Annotated in this window: 27 protein-coding genes; 12 read left to right on the top strand and 15 right to left on the bottom strand. The window is 41.4% G+C overall.

Annotation, left to right across the window (positions count from 1 at the left end):
- Positions 1-25: 25 nt before the first annotated feature.
- Together NXR94_RS12185 and NXR94_RS12180 are read right to left on the bottom strand one after the other, a co-directional pair.
- Complete coding sequence (locus tag NXR94_RS12185) at positions 26-487, bottom strand: SRPBCC family protein (RefSeq protein ID WP_258104913.1); 462 nt, start codon at positions 485-487, stop codon at positions 26-28.
- Positions 488-530: 43 nt separating this feature from the next.
- Positions 531-1469, bottom strand: coding sequence for a glycosyltransferase family 2 protein (locus tag NXR94_RS12180; RefSeq protein ID WP_258104934.1), 939 nt, complete (start codon positions 1467-1469; stop codon positions 531-533).
- Positions 1470-1565: 96 nt separating this feature from the next.
- Here NXR94_RS12180 and NXR94_RS12175 point away from each other — a divergent pair, with 96 nt between their 5' ends.
- Positions 1566-1748 carry a Lacal_2735 family protein gene (locus NXR94_RS12175; protein WP_258104912.1) on the top strand — a complete coding sequence of 61 codons (183 nt, stop codon included), beginning with the start codon at positions 1566-1568 and terminating at the stop codon, positions 1746-1748.
- Positions 1749-1839: 91 nt separating this feature from the next.
- On the opposite strand, the gene NXR94_RS12170 is transcribed toward NXR94_RS12175, so the two are convergent.
- Positions 1840-2025, bottom strand: a complete 186-nt coding sequence (locus NXR94_RS12170) for a hypothetical protein (RefSeq protein WP_258104911.1) — start codon at positions 2023-2025, stop codon at positions 1840-1842.
- A gap of 7 nt (positions 2026-2032) precedes the next feature.
- Positions 2033-3373: a nodulation protein NfeD gene (locus NXR94_RS12165; protein ID WP_258104910.1), complete on the bottom strand. Its 1341-nt coding sequence runs from the start codon at positions 3371-3373 to the stop codon at positions 2033-2035.
- Positions 3374-3460: 87 nt separating this feature from the next.
- Here NXR94_RS12165 and NXR94_RS12160 point away from each other — a divergent pair, with 87 nt between their 5' ends.
- Genes NXR94_RS12160 through NXR94_RS12150 form a run of 3 tightly spaced genes read left to right on the top strand, consistent with a single transcriptional unit; the run spans position 3461 to position 5895 of the window.
- Positions 3461-4114 (top strand): DUF4905 domain-containing protein, encoded by a 654-nt coding sequence (locus NXR94_RS12160; RefSeq protein ID WP_258104909.1) that lies wholly within the window; start codon positions 3461-3463, stop codon positions 4112-4114.
- On the top strand, positions 4098-5135 hold the full coding sequence (locus tag NXR94_RS12155) for a LysM peptidoglycan-binding domain-containing protein (RefSeq protein ID WP_258104908.1): 1038 nt from the start codon (positions 4098-4100) through the stop codon (positions 5133-5135). The genes NXR94_RS12160 and NXR94_RS12155 overlap by 17 nt, the downstream gene beginning before the upstream one ends.
- Positions 5125-5895 (top strand): TIGR02757 family protein, encoded by a 771-nt coding sequence (locus tag NXR94_RS12150; RefSeq protein WP_258104907.1) that lies wholly within the window; start codon positions 5125-5127, stop codon positions 5893-5895. Before NXR94_RS12155 ends, NXR94_RS12150 begins: the two co-directional genes overlap by 11 nt.
- On the opposite strand, the gene pyrE is transcribed toward NXR94_RS12150, so the two are convergent.
- Entirely contained in the window at positions 5892-6560 is a 669-nt protein-coding gene (pyrE, locus tag NXR94_RS12145) for an orotate phosphoribosyltransferase (RefSeq protein ID WP_258104906.1), read from the bottom strand. The genes NXR94_RS12150 and pyrE overlap by 4 nt on opposite strands.
- A 91-nt stretch (positions 6561-6651) precedes the next feature.
- On the opposite strand from pyrE, the gene NXR94_RS12140 reads away from it, so the two are divergent.
- Positions 6652-7335, top strand: a complete 684-nt coding sequence (locus tag NXR94_RS12140) for an NUDIX hydrolase (protein ID WP_258104905.1) — start codon at positions 6652-6654, stop codon at positions 7333-7335.
- Here the strand turns inward: NXR94_RS12140 and coaD are convergent.
- The 4 genes from coaD to NXR94_RS12120 all read right to left on the bottom strand — a co-directional run bounded on the left by coaD (position 7323) and on the right by NXR94_RS12120 (position 9817).
- On the bottom strand, positions 7323-7775 hold the full coding sequence (coaD, locus tag NXR94_RS12135) for a pantetheine-phosphate adenylyltransferase (protein ID WP_258104904.1): 453 nt from the start codon (positions 7773-7775) through the stop codon (positions 7323-7325). The genes NXR94_RS12140 and coaD overlap by 13 nt on opposite strands.
- Positions 7775-8662: a DUF3822 family protein gene (locus tag NXR94_RS12130; RefSeq protein WP_258104903.1), complete on the bottom strand. Its 888-nt coding sequence runs from the start codon at positions 8660-8662 to the stop codon at positions 7775-7777. The genes coaD and NXR94_RS12130 overlap by 1 nt, the downstream gene beginning before the upstream one ends.
- A gap of 4 nt (positions 8663-8666) precedes the next feature.
- Positions 8667-9260 carry a hypothetical protein gene (locus tag NXR94_RS12125; RefSeq protein ID WP_258104902.1) on the bottom strand — a complete coding sequence of 198 codons (594 nt, stop codon included), beginning with the start codon at positions 9258-9260 and terminating at the stop codon, positions 8667-8669.
- 71 nt (positions 9261-9331) lie between these two features.
- Complete coding sequence (locus NXR94_RS12120; RefSeq protein WP_258104901.1) at positions 9332-9817, bottom strand: NUDIX hydrolase; 486 nt, start codon at positions 9815-9817, stop codon at positions 9332-9334.
- A gap of 60 nt (positions 9818-9877) precedes the next feature.
- On the opposite strand from NXR94_RS12120, the gene NXR94_RS12115 reads away from it, so the two are divergent.
- Positions 9878-10333, top strand: a complete 456-nt coding sequence (locus tag NXR94_RS12115) for a DUF1573 domain-containing protein (protein ID WP_258104900.1) — start codon at positions 9878-9880, stop codon at positions 10331-10333.
- Here the strand turns inward: NXR94_RS12115 and NXR94_RS12110 are convergent.
- Together NXR94_RS12110 and NXR94_RS12105 are read right to left on the bottom strand one after the other, a co-directional pair.
- On the bottom strand, positions 10323-10694 hold the full coding sequence (locus tag NXR94_RS12110) for a DUF423 domain-containing protein (RefSeq protein ID WP_258104899.1): 372 nt from the start codon (positions 10692-10694) through the stop codon (positions 10323-10325). The two genes, NXR94_RS12115 and NXR94_RS12110, sit on opposite strands and share 11 nt — an antisense overlap.
- Positions 10687-11364 (bottom strand): YggS family pyridoxal phosphate-dependent enzyme, encoded by a 678-nt coding sequence (locus NXR94_RS12105; protein WP_258104898.1) that lies wholly within the window; start codon positions 11362-11364, stop codon positions 10687-10689. Before NXR94_RS12105 ends, NXR94_RS12110 begins: the two co-directional genes overlap by 8 nt.
- A gap of 354 nt (positions 11365-11718) precedes the next feature.
- On the opposite strand from NXR94_RS12105, the gene NXR94_RS12100 reads away from it, so the two are divergent.
- Entirely contained in the window at positions 11719-12363 is a 645-nt protein-coding gene (locus NXR94_RS12100; protein ID WP_258104897.1) for a LysE family translocator, read from the top strand.
- Here NXR94_RS12100 and NXR94_RS12095 read toward each other — a convergent pair whose 3' ends face one another.
- The 4 genes from NXR94_RS12095 to NXR94_RS12080 all read right to left on the bottom strand — a co-directional run bounded on the left by NXR94_RS12095 (position 12364) and on the right by NXR94_RS12080 (position 15885).
- Positions 12364-12996 (bottom strand): hypothetical protein, encoded by a 633-nt coding sequence (locus NXR94_RS12095; RefSeq protein WP_258104896.1) that lies wholly within the window; start codon positions 12994-12996, stop codon positions 12364-12366.
- A 76-nt stretch (positions 12997-13072) separates the two neighbouring features.
- On the bottom strand, positions 13073-14113 hold the full coding sequence (locus tag NXR94_RS12090; protein ID WP_258104895.1) for a VWA domain-containing protein: 1041 nt from the start codon (positions 14111-14113) through the stop codon (positions 13073-13075).
- Position 14114: 1 nt separating this feature from the next.
- The gene (locus NXR94_RS12085) at positions 14115-15011 is read right to left on the bottom strand and encodes a hypothetical protein (RefSeq protein ID WP_258104893.1); all 897 of its coding nucleotides are present in this window, start codon (positions 15009-15011) and stop codon (positions 14115-14117) included.
- Positions 15001-15885: a DUF58 domain-containing protein gene (locus tag NXR94_RS12080; protein ID WP_258104891.1), complete on the bottom strand. Its 885-nt coding sequence runs from the start codon at positions 15883-15885 to the stop codon at positions 15001-15003. Before NXR94_RS12080 ends, NXR94_RS12085 begins: the two co-directional genes overlap by 11 nt.
- A 142-nt stretch (positions 15886-16027) precedes the next feature.
- On the opposite strand from NXR94_RS12080, the gene NXR94_RS12075 reads away from it, so the two are divergent.
- Genes NXR94_RS12075 through murQ form a run of 5 tightly spaced genes read left to right on the top strand, consistent with a single transcriptional unit; the run spans position 16028 to position 20616 of the window.
- A complete protein-coding gene (locus NXR94_RS12075; protein ID WP_258104890.1) occupies positions 16028-16369 on the top strand; it encodes a DUF4296 domain-containing protein in 342 nt (113 codons plus the stop codon).
- A 3-nt stretch (positions 16370-16372) separates the two neighbouring features.
- Positions 16373-18748 carry an endonuclease MutS2 gene (locus NXR94_RS12070; RefSeq protein WP_258104889.1) on the top strand — a complete coding sequence of 792 codons (2376 nt, stop codon included), beginning with the start codon at positions 16373-16375 and terminating at the stop codon, positions 18746-18748.
- Positions 18745-18975, top strand: coding sequence for a cytochrome b5 domain-containing protein (locus tag NXR94_RS12065; RefSeq protein ID WP_258104888.1), 231 nt, complete (start codon positions 18745-18747; stop codon positions 18973-18975). Before NXR94_RS12070 ends, NXR94_RS12065 begins: the two co-directional genes overlap by 4 nt.
- Positions 18972-19811 carry a hypothetical protein gene (locus NXR94_RS12060; protein WP_258104887.1) on the top strand — a complete coding sequence of 280 codons (840 nt, stop codon included), beginning with the start codon at positions 18972-18974 and terminating at the stop codon, positions 19809-19811. The genes NXR94_RS12065 and NXR94_RS12060 overlap by 4 nt, the downstream gene beginning before the upstream one ends.
- A complete protein-coding gene (murQ, locus tag NXR94_RS12055) occupies positions 19804-20616 on the top strand; it encodes an N-acetylmuramic acid 6-phosphate etherase (RefSeq protein WP_258104886.1) in 813 nt (270 codons plus the stop codon). Before NXR94_RS12060 ends, murQ begins: the two co-directional genes overlap by 8 nt.
- Positions 20617-21056: the final 440 nt, after the last annotated feature.

Genomic DNA, 21056 nt, shown 5'->3' with positions numbered 1-21056 from the left:
GAACATGTAGAGATGGCATGATTTCTCAGACAGGGAATATCTCCTCAAGCTTATTCCATCGGTAGTCGAAGATTTCGTTCAACTTACTTTTAATCATAAGCGAATTTGCAACAGCCCCTAAAAAACCAAAGGGAGGGCTATAATGGACGATGTCCTTCATCAATATGCCCTCAGGGGTTTCTTTGATATGATGTTGGTGATGCCAGAGCTTATAAGGTCCTATTCTTTGCTCGTCGATGAAGAATTGTTGGTGTCTGATATGAGTAATTTCCGTAACCCAGGTCGTTTTGATGCCTAAGAGGGGACTGACTTTGTATCGGATAATCATGCCCTCATACATCTCTTGAAGCGGGTTTTCGGAGAGGATATCGAAACCCATGTAATCAGGCGTGATGGTTTTGAGATTTTCAGGTGAAGAAATAAAATTCCAGACCTCTGCTAAAGTTGCTTTTAGTAATTGATCTCTTTCAAGTGTGTAAACAGCCATTGTCGTAATTTGACTGAATCAACTGGTACAACACCTAATTTGTTTAGACATACCACCAGTCTTTTCCCTGGTGGCGGTTGATTTTTTTCAGATATCCTTCCATTTGATTCCTTTCCTCTGGTTCGGGGTACACGCTGACGAGTAGTTGTGAATCAGCATGATCTTCGATCGATTGATAGTTGGAGATTATGAGTTTCTGAAACGGAATGTCGTGTGCTTTAAATACCTGGCTACAAAGTTGAGTTTTGATGTTATTGCCCCATAGGATGACAGGTTCACTATTCCAGTCTAATTCAATGAAACGCCGGATTTTCAGGTTAAAGAAGTGTTCCTGATCATAGTGATTCGAATTTCTTGAAGTTCGATCAGGATGTTCACGCCAAAATAGGGTGACATGATTCATCGTCTTGATTTCAAATCGATGCTGATACCACCGGAAAACTAAATCGTAGTCTTCGGGATAGGTGAGTTGGTCAAACCCTCCAATGGCCCTTAATTCATCAGTTTTCATTAACCAGTTAGGGGAGGCGATAACACACTCACGATAAATATTCTTCCATTGGGAATTACTGAGGTTGATTTGGTTGATCCATTGCTCATACTTTTGATAGCCTTCGCTTATGGGTTGATCAGAAAAATACTTTACAAGTCCGGTTACAATGGTGGGTCCAACACATTGATCCAGCTTCTCCTTCATAAGGTAAAGACGATCAGCCGGCATGAGGTCATCAGCATCTATTCGAGTAATATAATAGCCAGATGCTTCATTGAGTGCTGTTTTCAGTGCATCGATGATACCATGACCATTGTTATCAAAAACCTTAATTCTTGAGTCCTTTTGAGACCAGTTTTTAAGGATGGATAGGGTGCTGTCAAATGAGTGATCATCGATAAAGATAAGTTCCCAGTCTGTGAAGGATTGAAGCAGGACGGATTCAATGAGTGCATCAAGGTATTGCGCTCCGTCTTTAATTGGGCAGATTATCGAAATTAAATTAATTATATTTTTTATTTGATTAATGCAAAATTATTTTTTAACTTAGCATTATCTGTTATTAAAATAAATCTTTCTAAAGTTATGTTCAATTTGTTCGGTTCTAAAACCAAAAAAGAGAAGTTAGAGGAGAAGTATACCAAACTATCCAATAAAGCTCTGGAGCTTGATCAAACTGACTCGAAAGCAGCTTCTAAGGTGCGCAGAGAGGCCCAGATGATCATGCAGAAAATAGTGATTTTGGAGAAAAGTACTTCCCTCGGCTAGCATTAGCAAACACTTCCACTTTTTGGTCCGCCTTACAAAATTCATCACAGCCTACAAGTCAACCTTGTAGGCTGTTTTATTTTGGTTTCAATTATTGAGACTCGTCTTTAGGTTTGTTCTTTTTGTACCAGAGGTGAGCTCCCTGACCAAGCAACCAGGCAACTAATGCCGCAAGGGTATACATCACCTGATCATTTTCGCTTCTGATAGACAACCAGAAAAGGATAATGGCTACAATGGTAAAGCCCCAGGTCAGGGCTCTTAGAAATGATGTCATCTAATAATTAGTTTGCTTTTTTTACTTTCAATGAGGTGCCTTCGTCTGAAATCACCACGATCTCCTGTCCTTCTTCGATATATTCTCCTCGTGTAAAGGCATCATATAATTCCCCCTCAATTTCAATGCGGCCACTCGGCCTTAGAATGGTATAAGCTTTGCCTGATTTACCTACCATGGACTTTCCCTTATAAAAGCTTGAAGAATATCCCTGACTTGTTTCCTGTGTATCTGCCAGCGCAATTTTCTGGAAAACTTTAGAGTTGGTAAGACGAACTCCTCCAAAAGCCATGACAATGACAGAACCCAATAAGGCGAGTAGGGTAGTCACTATGGCTACGAAGACCTCATCCAAATTGACAAATTGGAAATCGAACTGTTGATTATTGAGCATGGAAAGAATCAATGATCCAAGTGTGAGTATGATTCCTGATATGCCGGCAATGCCAAATCCAGGGATTACAAATACTTCCAGCCCAATGAGTACAATTCCCAAAGCGAATGCGACCAATTCCCAGTTTTCAGCCAGGCCATTTAAGTAATATGGAGTGAAGTATAAAATCATGGCTATTATAGAAGCCAGTATTGGGAAGCCTACCCCTGGCGTTTGTAACTCGAAATAGATACCACCAATAATGATCATGATCAGGATACCACTAATAAATGGATTAAGGAATAAAGAGATGACCTTGTTAGTAGCGCTGGGCTCATAGGTGATGATTTCATAATTCTCAATGCCTATTCTGGACATAATATCTTCAACCCGATCTAATTGCGCTTCACAAAACCCCCATTTGATGGCCTCTGAAACGGAAAAGGTCACCACTTTGCCCTGGGTGGCTATAGAGTCGAGATTAATGTCTTCATCTACCATGGCTTCAGCAATGGCAGGATTTCTACCTGTTGCTTCAGCAGTCGAACGCATGATAGAACGCATGTAAGACTGGTATTTGTCCGGCGCTGCGGAACCATCCTGGGTGACTACTGTAGCCGCGCCAATGGAAGAGCCTTTTGCCATGTAAATACTATCACAGGCAATTGAGATCAAAGCGCCCGCTGAAGCCGCATCTTTATTGATGAAGGCATATATAGGTTTTTCGAAGTTCAGAATACGAGTACGTATTTCATCGGCATCATTCAGCGCACCTCCGTAGGTGTCCAACTCAAGAATAACGATGTCGGCATTGATTTCATTGGCTCTTTCAAGTCCCAGTTCAGAGTATCGGTTGGTTCTGGGGTCAATATTATCCTGTATTTGAAGTAATAATACTTTTGTTTGGGGTTCGTCTTCCGCGTGGGCTAAGAAACTCCATGTCAATAAGAACAGAACAACGATTTTTTGGATCATGATTTAAGATTGCATTGGTAAAAACAAGCTAAGCCGTGGCACTCTTTATACCTTTGGGGTGCACTCGGATAAAATTACCTAAATCAGTTGGAGCACCATCTCAGTTTCGATTTTTCTTTTGATATAGTAGGCAAGATTTGGCAGTTAAAAGCAGATCATAAGAATGGACAACTGGCTCTGGAGGTTCGAAATGAAGAGGATCAATCAGTTTCCTTTTTGGTTTTCGATCTGGAAACGTTTGAAATATCCGATTACTTAAATATTGAAGTGATCGATTGGTGGTCTACCTTACACGGTATCCAATCTGGAGACCTTGCAATAATCCAGTATAGTGACCCTCAGGATCCTTCTAAGAAAACCTATTTAAGCTATAACTGTGAGACACAGCGGTTAACTCAGAGCGATGATGGTTTCATTGAATCAGAAGATTCAGGGGGCATGGCTCCGGTTTTTGCTCCGATGGGGTCAGAGATTTTTGAGCTATGTAAGGAGTATTTGGAAGAAGATATCCAACTTGGCGTCGAGTATTATGAGGAAGGTTCTACGATCATTTTTAGCTATTACCTTCGTTCTGGTGCTAAATTTGATAGGTACTTACTCGTGAACAAGGATGGAGAGGAAATACTCAGGGCTGTTCAGGATACAGGATTGGACGGCTATGCGTCCGGAGGTTTTTTGATCCAATCGGGTTTTTTAATTTTTATCGCAGATTCAAAACAGGTTAATGGAATTAAGATATAGTTTCTCTTTGGTAGTGCTGCTCGCAACTTTTTTTACCAGTCTGTATGGTTACGATTCCCTACGTATGGAAAACAGAAATGGTGAACAGGTAATCATACATCAGGTGGACCAGGGTGAAACCTTGTACGCTCTTTCGAAAAGATATGGAGCGGTACTTTCTGCCATAGTCAGTGCTAATAATATAGAAAATAACAACATATCGCTCGGACAATTACTCGTGATTCCCACCGGAAGACTAGCTTCTGAGAAATCTAACACGGAGGTTAAACCTGCTAAATCATCATCAACGAAAACTCATATTGTTAAATCAAAAGAAACGCTCTACAGCATATCCAAAATGTATGGTGTCTCAGTATCTGATTTAAAGTCATGGAATAAGTTGAAAGGGAACTCGCTGGATATTGGACAGGAATTGCTTGTAGAAAAGGGTGGATCCAAAAACATTTCCCCAAATACCAAAACAGAAAAAGAGGAGAAGGAAACAACATCCATCGCAGCAAAGGAATCGAAGCCGGGATTTACAGAATATTATGTGCAAACTGGCGATAGATTGGAGACCATAGCGAAAAAATATGATGTGCATCCCGATAGTATTATCATCTGGAATGAGCTTCCCAATACTTATCTCGCAATTGGTCAAATGCTATTGATAAGAGGGAATCTGGATAAGAAGGCACAATCGATTCCTGAAATGGTTGAGACAACCAATTATGGCAAGAAAAGAAGGGTGGAGGATGTTAGTGGTTTTGTCAAGATCTATGAGGAAGGAGTAGCCAAATCCATTGAGGGTGTGATAGACACCGATAAGTATCTGGCAATGCATCGTACACTCAAGGTGGGAACGATGGTTGAAGTACGTAATCTGATGAACAACAAGAAGATATTTGTTCGCATCGTGGGCAAACTCCCCGATACCGGATTAAACGAAAACACCCTCATTCGCCTTACACCAATATGTTTTGAGCGCCTGGGGGTCATAGACCCTCAAACAAGAGTGGAAATCTCTTATTATGAGGAGTGAAGAGTTAAAGGACTTTTTGGATGAAAAGTTCCTTCAATACCATGTTCCGGGATTTATAGAAAATGATCCCATTTGTATTCCGCATTCATTTCATCATAAACAGGACATTGAAATTGCTGCTTTTATGGCTGCGGTGCTCGCATGGGGACAGCGAAAGACCATTATTAACAAATGCCGTGAATTCTTTGAGTTAATGGATAATGCGCCATATGAGTTCATCATGAATCATAAGGAGACGGAATTAAAGCCCTTTTTAGCGTTTAAGCACCGAACCTACAATGCTACCGATGCGCTTTACTTCATTCATTATTTTCGTTGGCATTATCTTCAATATGAATCTCTGGAAGATGCCTTTTTGCAAGGGGGCTATCAACCATGGGACGCAGAGCGAGGCCTCTCGCACCATTTTTCCTATTTCTTTTCATTGCCTGACCATCCGACAAGAACCTATAAGCATATTCCCGACCCCCGAAAAAAATCAGCCTGTAAGCGGATCAACATGTTTTTGCGTTGGATGGTTAGAGAGGATGTTGGAGGAGTAGATTTTGGGCTATGGAAGCGCATAAAGCCTTCAGAACTTATTTGTCCTTGTGATGTGCATGTAGATCGTGTTGCCAGAAAGCTGGGGTTGATCACCCGGAAGCAAACGGATTGGCAAACAGCTATTGAGCTTACTGAAGAGCTAAAAAAACTGGACCCTAAGGATCCAGTTAAATATGATTTTGCTTTATTCGGACTTGGTATAGAAGAGAAGTTTTAAGCCGTTTCTTCTACTTCATTACCCCATTGGGCTGGATTTGTTCTCCACGCTTTCAATGTGGCCAGTTGATCTTCAATAAGAGATCCGTTTTCCATTCCCAGATCAATCATCGTATTGTAGTCGCTGAGGTACCAAAGGTCAATGTTGTGAGATTTGAAATTTTCTACGGAGATAGGGAAGCCATAGGTGAAAATGGAAACCATTCCGAGTACTTCCATATGTGCAGCGCGGATAGCCTCGGAAGCCTGTAGCGAGCTACCCCCCGTAGAGACCAGGTCTTCAAGAATGACTACTTTCTGGTCTGGTCTTGTTAAGCCCTCTACCTGGTTTTCAAGGCCATGAGCTTTTGATTTTGACCGGATATAAATAAACGGCAGGTCAAGGTAATCGGCCACTAACGCCCCCTGAGGAATTCCGGCGGTGGCTACTCCTGCGATGGCCTCCGCATTAGGATATTTTTCCTTAATCAATTTCGCCAGTGATTCTTTTATCAATGTACGAGTGGATGGAAAGGAGAGACTCAGTCTATTATCACAATAAATAGGTGATTTCCACCCTGAAGCCCAGGTATAAGGGTTTTCAAGGTTTATTTTAATGGCTTCTATGGCAAGCAATTCGGAAGCAATTTGTTTTGCCAGTTGCGTATCGAATTTATTGACAGACATGAATTTTATTTTTATTTAATGATGGGAAAAGCAGATAATTAACTCCTCCCCAATATATTTGAAATTGAATCTAGAACAAAGCTAACCTACTTTGAAAATATATATTAACGATATCCCCGTTAGTATTGTGGATAGAGAACATCTTTCTAAGCAAAAGAAGTTCGGTAAGGTCATAGATGGCAGCAAAAAGATCAATAAAAAGCATTTGATTGATGATGTCTTGATTAATGACTGCGAGCCAAATAAGATTGATGAGCTGCTTCGTCTAATGACGGATAGTAAGTTGAAGGATGTTGATTCTATCACCTTTGCCAGCGACAAAAAGGATGTAGCCATCAAGTACATCAAAACGAAGTTTAAAGTCATTGAAGCAGCTGGGGGTGTGGTAGACAAAAACAGCAAGACACTCCTGATCTATAGAAAGGGGCGATGGGACATTCCTAAGGGGAAAATTGACAAAGGAGAGAAAAAGCGGGTATGCGCAGTCAGGGAAGTGGAAGAGGAGACAGGAGTGCAAGCCGAAATCATAGAGAAGATCTGTACCACCTGGCACACCTATGTGACCAATAAAAAGTACATCCTAAAGAAGACTCATTGGTATTGGATGAAATGCCTTGATGACTCAGAAATGGCTCCCCAGGCGGAAGAAAATATCAAGGAAGCAAAATGGATGACTTTGACGGAGTTGAGAGCTGCATTATATGACAGCTATCGATCCATTAGAGTGGTGATTCAGGAATATCACAAGATGCTAAAGGTCGTTCACAGATCATAAGGCAGGAATGCGGAAACATCCTCCCCGTACTTGTGCACTTCTCTGATAATACTTGAGCTGATAGGGGCAAGCTCTGGAGAAGTAATCAGGAATACCGTTTCCAATCCAACATTGAGGTGTTTGTTGATCTGAGAGATGCTGTTTTCGTATTCAAAGTCAGTAGTATTTCTGAGTCCTCTTACTAGAAATGAGGCATCAAATTTCTCGGCCAGTTTTGCGGTGAGCTCGTCATACAAAACCACCTTCACATTTGGGTAATCCTTAAATGCCGATTTGATCTTATCGAGCATCAGATCAATATCAAAATACCGCTGTTTTTTGGTATTGTGACCTATGGCCACAACGACCTCATCAAAAAGCTTGAGGCTTCTCAATACTATATCTTCATGTCCTTTGGTGAAGGGGTCAAAGGATCCGGGAAAAAGAGCTATTCTTTTCATTAATCACAAAGAAAGATGCTGTAAAGATCGAAATACCTGTGATCAGGCAAATCTGAAAACTCTTCAGGGAATTTTACAAAATTAGGTCTGGCACCAAGAGTGATGTGCCGTACGTATTTTTTGATCAGTGTAATGTGATCAGAATTGGGGTTGAAGATGCCCCAAAGAATTAATTTGACTTCTTTTGGGTTGAGCCTAAGCTCTTTAAATACAGTTAATATGTATTTAAGATAATCGTCACTCGCAGTAACCACGAACTGGTTGTAGAAAAGAAGCTTCCCTTTTTTGGAAGCGATCAGGTGGAGTAAACCCCTGTCGATGAAGCCAAATACCATTGTTTCATGAGAGTGGTCATCATATTTAAGCACTCCTTCTAAAAGGACACTACCCTGATGCAGTACCTGCGGAGACTTTCCGGGATAAATACTTCGAACCCACTCAATCACCTTCTTATCGGCAGCAAAGACATTTACTGCCTCAGTTTGAATTTGCCGGTAATAAAATATGCCTTCAGCCTTAGTGTTAACCTCATTATTCAGGATGAGGTAATCACCTGCTCTTTCAGGAACAAAAAAGCTATGTGGGATGAGTGAGAATTTTTGACTCTTAAAGCAGAGCTTGATATTGCCCCATTTGTAAGATCGGAGAAGAGGATGTTTGTTAAAGATTTCCTTAATGATCGTTAGCCGGTCATTGATGGTTTTGAGTCCTTCTAATTTGTAATCCTCTATATAGAGACAGGAATTCTGTCCTGTTATTGCAGCAAATTGAAAGTCTTTAACGCCAATCAGCAGGCATAAAGTATAAGAGTGCAGGCTCTTCGAATCAAAGGAAGAAGCCTTTACTCTTTTTAATAGTTTAAATCCTGATGTGACTGCTGTACTCAAAATTTTACTCCCAGTTACCTGCAGTAGTTACGTTCGTTCTTGATCCAAATCGAAGCGGTCTTCTTGAAGGAATTTCACTTTCCGGATCTCTTGTTTTGTCAACCGGCTTAGGGTTCACGACTTCAATTACATTCACTTTCACACCGCTCTTGTCAATTTTATCTGCCCAGATGTCAAATTTTACAGGAGGTTCACTTCCTGGGACAATTGGTAATGTTGCCAGATCAAATCTTGGCCACTTTTCTTTCTTGAACAAAGAGTCCTTAACAGCGACCGACCCAAGCGTGTCAATTTCAACGTAGGTACTATCCGCACCATAAGCTAATGTGACAATGAATTCTTTTCTTAATGTAATATAAAATGTGCCGGTATCCACAAACGCCTGCAGTTTTTCCCAGTCACTTGTATATTGCTTATTTACAGCTTCATATCCAATTTCTGCTTCTCGGATCATTTTAAGCTGTTCGATTATTCTGGCTTCAAGTTTTTCGATTCTTTTGCCTTCTTCTATGGTTGAATTAATCGAGTTGTAAAGGAAGTATGCCAAACCAGCAGCAATAATTCCAAACACGATTGTCAGAGCCTTTGTGGTATTCATTTGTTGTCTATCGGTTATTAGATTTTTACAATAATAAAGATTTTCTAATCTCTGAGGAAAGGCAATAATGGCTATTTGTTCTCAGAGGCGAAAAAGCCATTTTTTTGAAAAAGCTTCCCAGATGAGGTGCAATCTAATAAAGAATTGTGGATCGTAGTATGATCCATTTTTTGCAAATCCATAATACTGATAAATTGAGCATCACTTAATATCTGTTTGTTCGGTGCCAATTCCGGGTCTTTTCCCAGCTTTAGTTGGCCATTAATTTTTTTTACTTTGAAAAACAGCTCAATGGCATGATACTGGCTATCAATGTATTCATTAACAAACATAAAATGTTCAATATCAATGCTTAAATTGGTTTCTTCGAGAAACTCTCTTTTCAGAGTTTCTTTTATCGATTGCCCGAATTCAACCCCACCACCAGGGGGTGACCACAGGTATCCGGCGGAGCCCAGGCCTTCATGTTTCAAGAGTAAAATTTTGTCTTTCTCTTCGAGTAATCCGCATACACGAACACGGACAGACCCCGAAAATGGATTGATATCTTGAACCATAGTTTAAAACTTATGTAAGCAGAGTTCGTTAGATTTGTCTAAAATAAAAAGTTAAAAAGCATGAGAATTATTCCAGTACTATTTGTTCTATTTATTGGTTTTGGTGTTTACGCACAATCTCAGGACGCTACAGAAACAGCAAAAGAGGAACCAGCAACAGGACCGAAAATTGAATTTGAAGAAAAACTTCACGAGTTTGGTGACATTACGCAAGGAGATAGAGTAGAGTATACTTTTAAATATAAAAATACCGGAACTGAGCCTTTGCTTTTGGCCAGTGTAAGAACCACTTGTGGGTGTACAGCGCCAAATTGGAGCAGAGACCCATTAGCCCCGGGTGAGTCCGCGGATTTGATAGTGAGATTTAACAGTACTGGTAAGATGGGAATGCAAAACAAAGTGATCACGATCAATTCCAATGCTACCAATAGCATCGAGAAGGTGAAAATCACTGCGAATGTTCTTCCTAAAGCTCCAGTGGCTACTGAAGAGACTGAGAAAGAGGCTACTCCCTGAACAATCCCAAAATGTAGGTTGCCCAGCCGATCAGAAAAGCCAACCCACCGATGGGGGTAATCATTCCTAAAAAAGGAAGATTAAGCGTTGCAAGAAGGTAAAGGGAACCGCTAAACATCAAAATACCAATAGAAAAGATCCAGGCCGAGTAACGGAAATAGTTACTCGGCTTTTTTGTTTCCGTAAGCCCCACAATAAGAATCGCCAGGGCATGCATAATGTGATACAGTACTCCAGTCTCAAACGTGCCGACCCTATCGTAAGCCACTAATATGGAATGGAGGCCATGAGCTCCGAAAGCACCGATGGCAATTGCCAGGAATGAAAAAGTAGCTCCCGTAATTAATATTTTCTTATGCATAATTTCTCTCACCAAATATTGAACTTCCTACACGTATCATGGTAGACCCGCATTCGAGGGCAATCATGTAATCTCCGCTCATTCCCATTGATAATTCATCCATGGAAATATTATCGACTGAAACTCCATTTTTGATCTTATCAAAAAGCTTTTTTAGTCCTGAAAACTCTCTTCTTATTTGTTCTTGGTCTTCTGTAAAAGTAGCCATGCCCATCAGCCCCTTGATATTGATATTCTTCAGATTGGCAAACTCATCGGAGTGAAGGAGGGATAACAATTCTTCCTCATCGAAGCCAAATTTGGTGCTCTCTTCCGCGATGTGAACTTGTAGTAAACAATCAATAACACGTCCTGCCTTTCTCGCTTCTTTATCAATGGCTTTCAGTAGTCGCTCGCTGTCAACAGAATGGATTAAATGAACAAAGGGAGCAATATACTTTACCTTGTTACGCTGAAGATGACCAATCATGTGCCACTTGATGTCCTTAGGTAAAATTTCATACTTGCCAGCAAGCTCCTGAACTTTGTTCTCTCCGAAGTGAATTTGCCCGCTATTGTATGCCTCCTGAATTAGCTCATTAGGCTTGGTTTTGCTGACTGCAATCAGTGTGCAATTGCGACCATCAATTTCCCTTAATATTGAGTCTATGTTATGTTTAATATCGACCATCCTCAAAAATAAAATTAATCTTAGAGAAGGAGGAGTGATTGATTTGCTGCGGCCATCAAATAATTGCGATAAGTTCCTAACGTGTAGATAATCAGTAATTATTATCCTTTTTAAATGAAGTGATTTATTGAGGTTTTGGTACCGATGAAAGTGAACCCGGGATGTCTTTAATTTGGTTGATAGCAGAATACAAATACCTTGACATAGCTTAAACTTATTAGGGATGTTATTAAGTTTGCGTCGCTAAGATGATTACGGAATTCTCATGACTTTGAGGCATATAAGTGGACATCTTGCCTTCTAACATTATTAGAGGTATATTTTGGTAAACCATCATCACCTAACCAGAGTTTAATGCCACCATATATCAATGGGCTGATATTCGGGTTGATTTTCATCTTTTCGTTTGGTCCGGGTTTCTTTTCCCTGATTCAGACGAGCGTTCAGAAAGGGCTGAGCAAGGCTATCTTTTTGGCAGTGGGGATATCCCTGAGTGACATTATTTACGTTGCTTGTTCCGTGTTTGGGCTCATGTCTCTATTGGAGAGAGACGGGGTAAGGATGTGGATTGCTATAGGCGGCACTATAGTTTTGATCGCTTACGGTATTTATAGCTGGTATAGGAAACCTCGAATTTATAAGGTCACATCTGATAGTAAAATTGACTCAGGCCATTTAAAGTATATTCTAAAAGGGATACTACTGAATGGTTTGAATCCATTTATCTTGCTGTTTTGGATTGGTATTATTGGCATTGTTAGTGTAAAACACGACTACTCGCTTAATCAGCAAATAATTTTCTTTTCAGGAGTCTTGACTACCATCCTGACCATGGATCTGGCGAAGGCTTTTCTAGCCAATCGACTAAGGTCAGTGATCACTCCAAGGTCTATTTTGATCATGAACCGATCAGTTGGACTTATCCTTATTCTATTTGGAATACGAATAATTTTTTACCTGTTCGAAAACGGAGTGCAGGTCACTTCGATGATCCCATAATCAATTATCGTTCAAAGCAATAATCTCATTCATTTCACGGATCATTTCATCCAGTTTGTTTGAAATCTCTATGGGTGAAATCTCCGGTGACTCGATTAGAGAGTCAATTTGCTGATAAACCTTCAGATCATAAGTTTTATTGGGCAGATGCTCGTATTCCATGGCGTTCCTAAGGTGCAGTTTAGCATATTTTAGGGCCACCTGAGCAATATCTAAATTGGCGGATTCAGCATATCGCTCAGAAATTCTCAACTCGGCCAGTGCTACGGTCTCCAGAGTTTTAGCAAAGGCCTTATTCATGTCACTAGGTTCAAACTTATTTTCAACGATCTCTCTTTCAATCTTATTCAGGGAGTTGATGGCATCTTCTATCTCCTGTCCACTTTCTATGTCAATATCCTCTTCCAATCGTCTCAGTGATTTTTTAGCCTGATCAATGTGGTAAGTGCTTCGATCAAAGACATTATCGTGAATATAATACCGTGCGTTTTGCAGGTACATATCGGTTTCCATATTATCATCACTCAAGGATGAATGGTGTGATGCGTAGGTCAGGTGAATTCTGGAGCCAAGGTAAAATGAACTAAAAGCGAAGATCAGAAATGCTAAATACCCGATATATCTATTTTTCATGGCCTTTTTTTTATTCTATTTAAGAAAAAAAGCGCTAATTATCAATGATTTATGTCAAGGTAGCTAATGATACAGATTAATCAGAAAGGGCATTCGTCATGAAAGTAGACTTTAGCAAAAGCCAGCATAGAAGGAGAAGAATAGCCCATTTTAAATAAATGAGATAGAAATCGGTAGTGTCCTTGTATCGGGATTCTTTGATCTCAGCTTTCTCAAGTTGGTCTATCTGTGAGAATACCTGCTCCAAAGCGGACTTGTCGGTTACACGATAAAAGTTACCACTTCCAATTTTGGCAATCTCTCTAAGGGTGGTTTCATCCAGATTGTTCTCCACGTACCGAACCCGGCCAAATGGATCTCGCCCGAAAGGTACCCGACCTTCTTTACCGATGGCAATTGTATAGATCTTGATATTGTAAGCCTGGGCAAGCTTCGCCGCGGTAATTGGGTCAATATTGCCGGCGGTATTTTCACCGTCACTCAAAAGAATCATAACGCGTGATTTAGAATTTGATTCCCTGAGGCGATTGGTGCCCACGGCTATGGCACTGCCTATGGCCGTTCCACGGTTTTCGATTAGATCAAATTCAATTTCATCAATGTAGTTGTTGAGCAAGTCATAATCTGTAGTCAAAGGAGCACGGGAATAAGCGTCTCCTGAGAATACGACCAATCCAATACGGTCTTGAAAACGGCCTTTCACGAAGTTTTCGGCCACTTCCTTAGCGGCCTGAAGGCGGTTGGGTTCAAAATCCTGTAGTTCCATAGATTGAGAAATATCTATGACCAGCATGATATCAATTCCTTCACTCCACTGTTCCACCTGCTCATTGGTGGATTGAGGCCGGGCCAGAGCCACAATTATTAATAGCAGACTTAATGCAAAAAGCAGCGGTGGTAGAAACCTTAATATGCTAATTGGATCGTTTTTGATATCCTTTTTGATCAATGCAATCGGCATTTTCCGGGTCAGTTTTTGAATAACCAACCAGCGGATCAGTAAGATGAGAATTGCTACCGGGATCAGGTAAAACCAGAAAGGAGCCTCCCAATCAAATGATTGTAGTGTTTCAGGTCGGAACCATCGAAGTGAAAACATAGAATCTGCCAATACCATTCTATTTGCTGTTTTTGATCTCGTCTACTGTTATTGTATATCTATGTTGAGTAAAGTCCTCAATACTCTGAAAATGTCGATACAGCTCTTTGTCTGTAGCGCCTCCATAAATGCATTTGTCAATGCCTCTAAGCGGCTCGTCTAATTCTGCTGTGTAGCCAAAGCCAAGAATTTCCCTGGTAGTCATTCTGGAGTAAGGTTTGTCTTCCAGCCGCTCTGAAAAATTTTTCCAGGACACAAGGGCTCTTTCAGCCGTAATTTTATCAGGGTTTTCTTTTAATGTACGGATGTATTGAGTGAGTTCTTCTGAAAAGCGGATGTAGTCCTTTTTCAATTTTTTGAGTTTGAGAATCCTCCTGATTTTCTTGCCAAAGATCAGGAATGTGACCAGTGCTAACACAACCACCACTCCCAGGGAGATCCACAAAAGCGGAAAATTGAATAGGGTATCCACCTCTGTGTAGGCCACGTTGGTGCGGAGGCTGGTGGTGTCAGTCACCACTGGTGCCAGTTCGTAGAATAAGATGGTATCCGCTTTAGTAAATATTTTGGTGCTGTCCCCTTTAGGTGAAAGGATGATCACAGGCACGCTGAGCCCCTGAGAAGGGTCTATTTCGTAGCATTGAAGGGTATAGATCGCTGTGTCATAAACCTGGCCTGAAGGTAGCCTTTTAGAAGGGTAATAGTTCTTTGCAGAATACTCAAAAGGGGAAAAGTTGTAGGTGCTGTCGGGAAAGAACAGGTTCATGTGGTCAGGATAGGTGGCAGTCAGATAATACTGCACTTCGTCCCCCAGCTCGAAATGATCCTGAACAAAACCACCTCTGACTTCCAGCTTTTGCGAAAAGCAGTTCAGAGAAAGCAACACCAATAAAAAGAGGAGTAGGTTATTTCGCACGTTGAATACTCGATTTATTTCTATGTCTAAACATCCTGATAAGTTTCGGGACATAATCTTCACCCGTCTCGATGGAAACGTAGTTCACATCATTTCTGCTACAAAAACTTTCGAGTTGATCACTATTTTTCTTGTTCGTATTGTTGAAAGTATTTCTAAAGTCACCGGAGGAAGAATTGATCCATACGGTTTTTCCGGATTCTTTTTCAAATAAAGGAATGATACCCAGTCCGGGCATGGCGCTTTCTCGCTTGTCTTTTAGTTGAATGACAACAAGGTCATGCTTCCTTGCCAAACCTTTCATGCTATGTTCAAAACCTTCATCGATGAAATCAGAAATAAGGAAGATCACGGCTCTTTTCCTAAGCAAGCTCAGCGTTGTTCTGATAGCTAAATCCAGATTAGTTTTTCGGGATTTGGGCTTGAGGTTAAATATTCCCGAAAGAATTTGATACATGTGTTTGGACCCTTTAGCCGGCTTGATGAATTTTTCCTTTTGGTCCGAAAAGCATAACAACCCAACCTGACTACTTTCCTTGATGGCCGACATAGACAATAGCGCAGCCAACTCTTTTCCAAGGTCAATTTTCTGGTTGCCTTCTTCGCCAATTTCCTGAGATGCAGACACATCCAGCACAAAAAGTACAGTTTGTTCCTTTTCCTCGATATAGGTTTTCACAAAGGTTCCATGCCCCTTTGCGCTTACGTTCCAGTCGATAGTTCGAATGTCATCCCCGTACTGGTAAGAACGCACATCGTCGAACTCCAAACCGGATCCTTTGAAGATAGAATGAAAGTCCCCTTGCATCTGCGAGTTGATCGCCTTTCGGATTCTGATCTCATATTTACGGAGCTTTTTGAGGATATCCTTCATGCGGAGTAATTTTGGGATTCAAAAATATATCAATTGAACAGTTTTGGAGGTTTGACATGTTAAAATGTGTGAAAACCTCGTTCTGAATTTTTAGACATTTGAAAATCAACTGTCATGTATCTTGTATCATGAAAAGAATCCTGTGAAGAAAATACTTGTTATAGGTCTATTGCTGCTTCTTGGTTGCTCTCAAAACAATACGGAAGATTACGGTGAAGTGTTGAGTAAATCTGAGATGGCAAGGGTAATGACCGAAGTTCATATTTTGGAAGCTAAGATTTATAAATTGTACCTTAAAAGTGATTCGGCTGAAAAGCTTTATCAGCACTATGAAACTATGTTGTTGGATAGTTTGAATATCTCACCTGAGCAGTACGAGAATAGTTTAAAGCACTACTTTTCCAATCCAAAGAAATTTGAGAAGGTGTACAATGAGGTAGTAGACACTTTGCTGAGTAGAGAGAAAAGATCGACGTTAAAATAGTTTATGCTGATATTCCCCAAGGATTACGAGAATAAGTTAGGGTTTGATCAGGTGCTGGAAATGGTGAGGCAGAAATGCCATACCCCGGCCGGAGAAGAGTATGTCAGCCGCGTGAAGCCGTCATCGAAATTAGATGAGGTCATGCTCTGGTTGAACCAGACGGATGAAATGCTTCAAATTCTTTCCGGAGGAGAAAATGTGCCTTCGAGGGAATTCATGGACATCAGAGCCTTTTTGAAGCGCTCTAAAGTTGCCGGAGTATTTCTCCAGGCGGAAGAATTTGGGATTATTAAATCCACACTTCGTACGTTGTATGAGTGGACTCAGTTCCTCAAAAAACGTCAAACCCAATCACCTGAACTATTTAAGCTTACGCTTGGCTTTATTTCCGATCAGAACCTGATCAATGAGATAGACCGAATCGTAGATGAAAGAGGTCTGGTGAGAGATAATGCCAGTCCCGAACTTGAAGCAATTCGCAATCTACTTGTCAAAAAGGAAAGAGAGGTTCGAACAGCTATCAACAAGATTCTTAAGAAGGCGATACATGATAAGCTGACTGACGAAGATAGTATTGTGACCATTCGAGAAGGTCGATTGGTGATTCCAATTAGGGCTGAGAATAAGCGCAGAATCCAGGGGTTTGTCCATGATGAATCCTCTACCGGTCAAACAGTCTATTTGGAACCAACTGATACCCTTCAGTTGAACAATGAGGTTAGGGAATTACTCTATCAGGAACGTCGGGAGATTGCAAGAATCCTTACAAGGCTGACCGATTTATTAAGGTCTTCCTTAAAGGATATTGAGAAGGGTACTTTTTTTCTTGGTTTATTGGATTTTATACATGCCAAAGCTGTTTTTTCACAAGAGATAGAGGCCGTCAAACCAAAAACGCAGAAATATCCGGTGGTACACTGGATGGAAGCTCGACACCCCTTATTGTGGTTATCTCATAATGCCAGTGGAAAGCCGACCATACCACTTTCTTTGAGACTCAATCGGCAGGAAAATCGCATCCTGGTTATCTCCGGACCAAATGCCGGGGGTAAATCCGTAGCACTTAAAACAGTTGGCCTGATCCAGTATATGTTTCAGTGCGGATTCATGGTGCCGGTAGATGAAAGGTCTGAATTTGGAATTTTCAGAAGTGTTTTTCTGGATATAGGAGATACTCAGTCACTTGAAAACGACTTAAGTACCTACAGTTCTCACCTTACAGCCATGAAGTATTTCAATGAAATGGCTGACAGAGATAGCTTGTTCCTGATAGATGAGTTTGGTACAGGGACCGAGCCTCAGTTTGGTGGTGCCATTGCCGAGTCTATCCTAAACGAATTGCATCGAAAAAAGGCCTTTGGAGTGGTGACCACGCACTATCAAAACCTTAAAAAATTTGCTGAAAACAATATGGGGGTGATCAATGGAGCCATGAAATATGATGTAGCAGAGTTGGAGCCCTTATTTGAACTGGAAATAGGCAAGCCGGGAAGTTCCTTCGCTTTTGAAATTGCAAAAAAGATCGGACTCCCTAAACTCCTGATTGAAGATGCGAAAACCAAGATCGGTAGTCACCAGGTTGATTATGAGTTTTTGCTGAATGATCTGGAAAAGGAACGAAACAAGTATCGTCAACTCAATAAGAAGGCAGAGAAGAGCGAAAAAGAGATCTTTGAGATCCGAAAGGATTATGAGGAGGTGAGAAAAATGGTGCAGGAGGAGCGAAAAGATATCCTTAAAAAAGCCAAGAACGAGGCTCGTCAGATATTAGCTGAAGCCAACAAGAAAATTGAAGGCACCATACGCCAGATCAAGGAACAAAAGGCAGATAAAGAACAGACCAGGAAGGCAAGAGAGGGGCTGGAAGCCTTTAAAAAGCAACGTCTGGAGGAGCGAGAGCCCAAGGCGGCTAAGAAGGCGGAGATCAAACCTGGTGATGCGGTAACGATCATCGGTCAGGATACTGCCGGTGAAGTGATGCACCTAAAAGGCAAGCAGGCGCAGGTGCGTTTTGGAAATATCATTTCCTTCATTGATCTCAAGAAATTAGAAAAAACCAGCAAATCTGCTTCTTCGGGAGAAAAGAAGAAATCGAGTAGGGTTGGAGGTGTCAATATGCTGGAGAAGATGTCGAAATTTAATGGAGAACTGGATATTAGGGGGGTGAGAGCAGAAGAGGCACTGGGAAAAGTGGATGAGTACATCGACCAGGCTTTGATGCTTGGAACCGATCAGGTAAGGATATTGCACGGCAAGGGGCATGGTGTATTGAGGGAGTTAGTGAGAAATCACCTGAGGCGACATCAAAGCGTTGCGTCGGCTGTGGATGAACATGTGGATTTTGGAGGAAGTGGCATAACGATAGTGACGTTCAAATGAGGCAGATCACAAAATCCCAGTTAGCGCTCAGGAATGGGTCAGATCGAGAAGAAGTATGGATCGCCTATCAGGGTCGCATATATGATGTGACCAAAAGTCGATTATGGAGAGAAGGTAAGCATTATGAGCATTGGGCTGGGCAGGACCTTACCGATGAGTTACCGGACGCACCTCATACCGAAAGAGTATTTGAGAAATTTGAACAAATAGGAGAATTGATCCCATGAAGCTAATAGTAGATGCAGGAGCCACACAGGCGGATTGGTGCCTTTTAAGTCCTGATGGGATAAAGCTTCTGAATACGGTCGGCTGGAACCCAAACTCCGGAACCTTCATTCAGTTTGAAAAGGAGGTTGTTCAGAAGTTTGCAGATTGGATTTCTGAAATAGATACCCTTCATTTTTATGGAGCCGGTGTTGCTTCAGAAGATCGGGCAGAGGTAGTTAAGGGAATTCTCAAATCTATTTTCAGTGATAGTGAGATACATGTACGATCAGACCTTACCGCCTCAGCGCGTGCAGCCTTTGGAAAGGAACATGGGATGATTGGTGTGTTGGGAACAGGTGCTGCCCTGGGAGAGTGTGTTGATGGAGAAATTGTGAGGCGTGTTCCATCCCTGGGGTATGTGTTGGGAGATGAGGGGAGCGGATTTTATCTGGCGAAAACCTTTATTGCAGCCTTATTGAGGGGACAGGTTCCTGAGGAAGTTAAAAAGGCTTTCCTTTTCAAGTTTCCTGATTTTGATGAATTGAGGGCATTGGATATAGCCTATAAAGAGGATCACCCTAACCGTGTTATAGCCGGCTTTTGCGAGTTTCTAAGTATGCAGCAAAAACATCCGTATGTTTACCAGATGGTCTATGACGGACTTAGGATGTTTTTTAAGAGTATGTATAACAATGATCCAAGGTTAATGGATCTTAAATGGCGTTTCACAGGGTCTATCGCTCATCATTTTGATGAGATGTTGAGGAAGGTAGGCTCCGAAAAAGACTTATATATCGACATGGTGCTGCAGTCACCAATGGATGATCTGATCAAATATCACCAACAATATGGATAAACTCCCCTCGACCGAACATAGTTCTCTTTACAATGACATTGAAAATATGTCTACGCAAGAAATATTGCAATCCATTAATCAGGAGGATGCTAAAGTTGCTCTGGCGGTTCAACAATGCCTTCCACAGATTGCTGTGCTGGTGGATGCCGTTGCTGAAAGGATGAAACATGGAGGGCGATTGTTTTACATTGGCTCTGGAACCAGTGGCAGGTTGGGTGTGGTGGATGCTTCTGAATGCCCACCTACATTTGGCGTGTCAGATGAACTTGTGGTTGGCGTCATAGCAGGCGGAGATGGTGCTATTCGAAAAGCTGTCGAATTTGCCGAAGATGATACAGAAAAGGCCTGGGAAGATTTAGAAGCATACAGCATTGGTTCACTGGATAGTATTGTAGGGTTGGCCGCATCCGGTAGTACTCCCTATGTCCTTGGAGGTATTCAGAAGGCGCGAGAGGAAGGTTTACTCACCGGGGCTATTACCTGTAGTCCCGGGTCGAAGATTGGGCAGGCCTGTGAGTATGCTATTGAGGTGGCTGTTGGGCCGGAGTTCATTACCGGAAGTACCAGAATGAAATCAGGAACGGCCCAAAAAATGGTGCTGAATATGCTTTCCACTTCCGTAATGATCAAGTTAGGAAGGATCAGGGGAAATAAAATGGTGGACATGCAACTGAGCAATCAAAAACTGGAGTTCAGGGGAGCTCGCATGATCATGGCCGAATTGAATATTTCAGAAGAAGAAGCCCGATCGTTATTGAAAACACATGGCTCAGTTCGGGCGGTCCTTGCTCAAGCCAAAAAGTAGGGATCAGTCCGAAAACCTGTGGGATATCCCTTTTCCTACATTTGCTCCCAAGGTTGAACACCCCTTCCATTTGCCTTGATGCAAACGGAAGCCAAAAATCAAGGCTGTGAAGTAATTCCGGAAATTCAAATTCAATAGGTAATGAATCCGAAACTCATCCCGATGTTATCGGGACTCAAACAACGGATTCAAAAATGGGCATTCCAATATTTGAATTTCTGATCGGAATTCCTTCAATGCCGAAGACCTCCATGATAGGTAGGAAGAATTTGTTTAAAAAGTCATGACATGAATTCTATTAGCCCTCTAGTCAGTCATGGCATGACTAGCGTAATTTTAAGGGGAATGTAAATAGGGCAATCATATACAATGAAGAGATGTAATCAACTCTACATTTCTGCTAGTGGATTTGACTGATGAATATAATCTCCCCACAACTT

It is taken from the genome of Marinoscillum sp. MHG1-6 (assembly GCF_024714475.1).
Classification (GTDB): domain Bacteria; phylum Bacteroidota; class Bacteroidia; order Cytophagales; family Cyclobacteriaceae; genus JAMZMI01.
The sequence above is the reverse complement of the archived record's forward strand: the minus strand, read 5'-3'. Positions and strand labels throughout refer to the sequence as shown.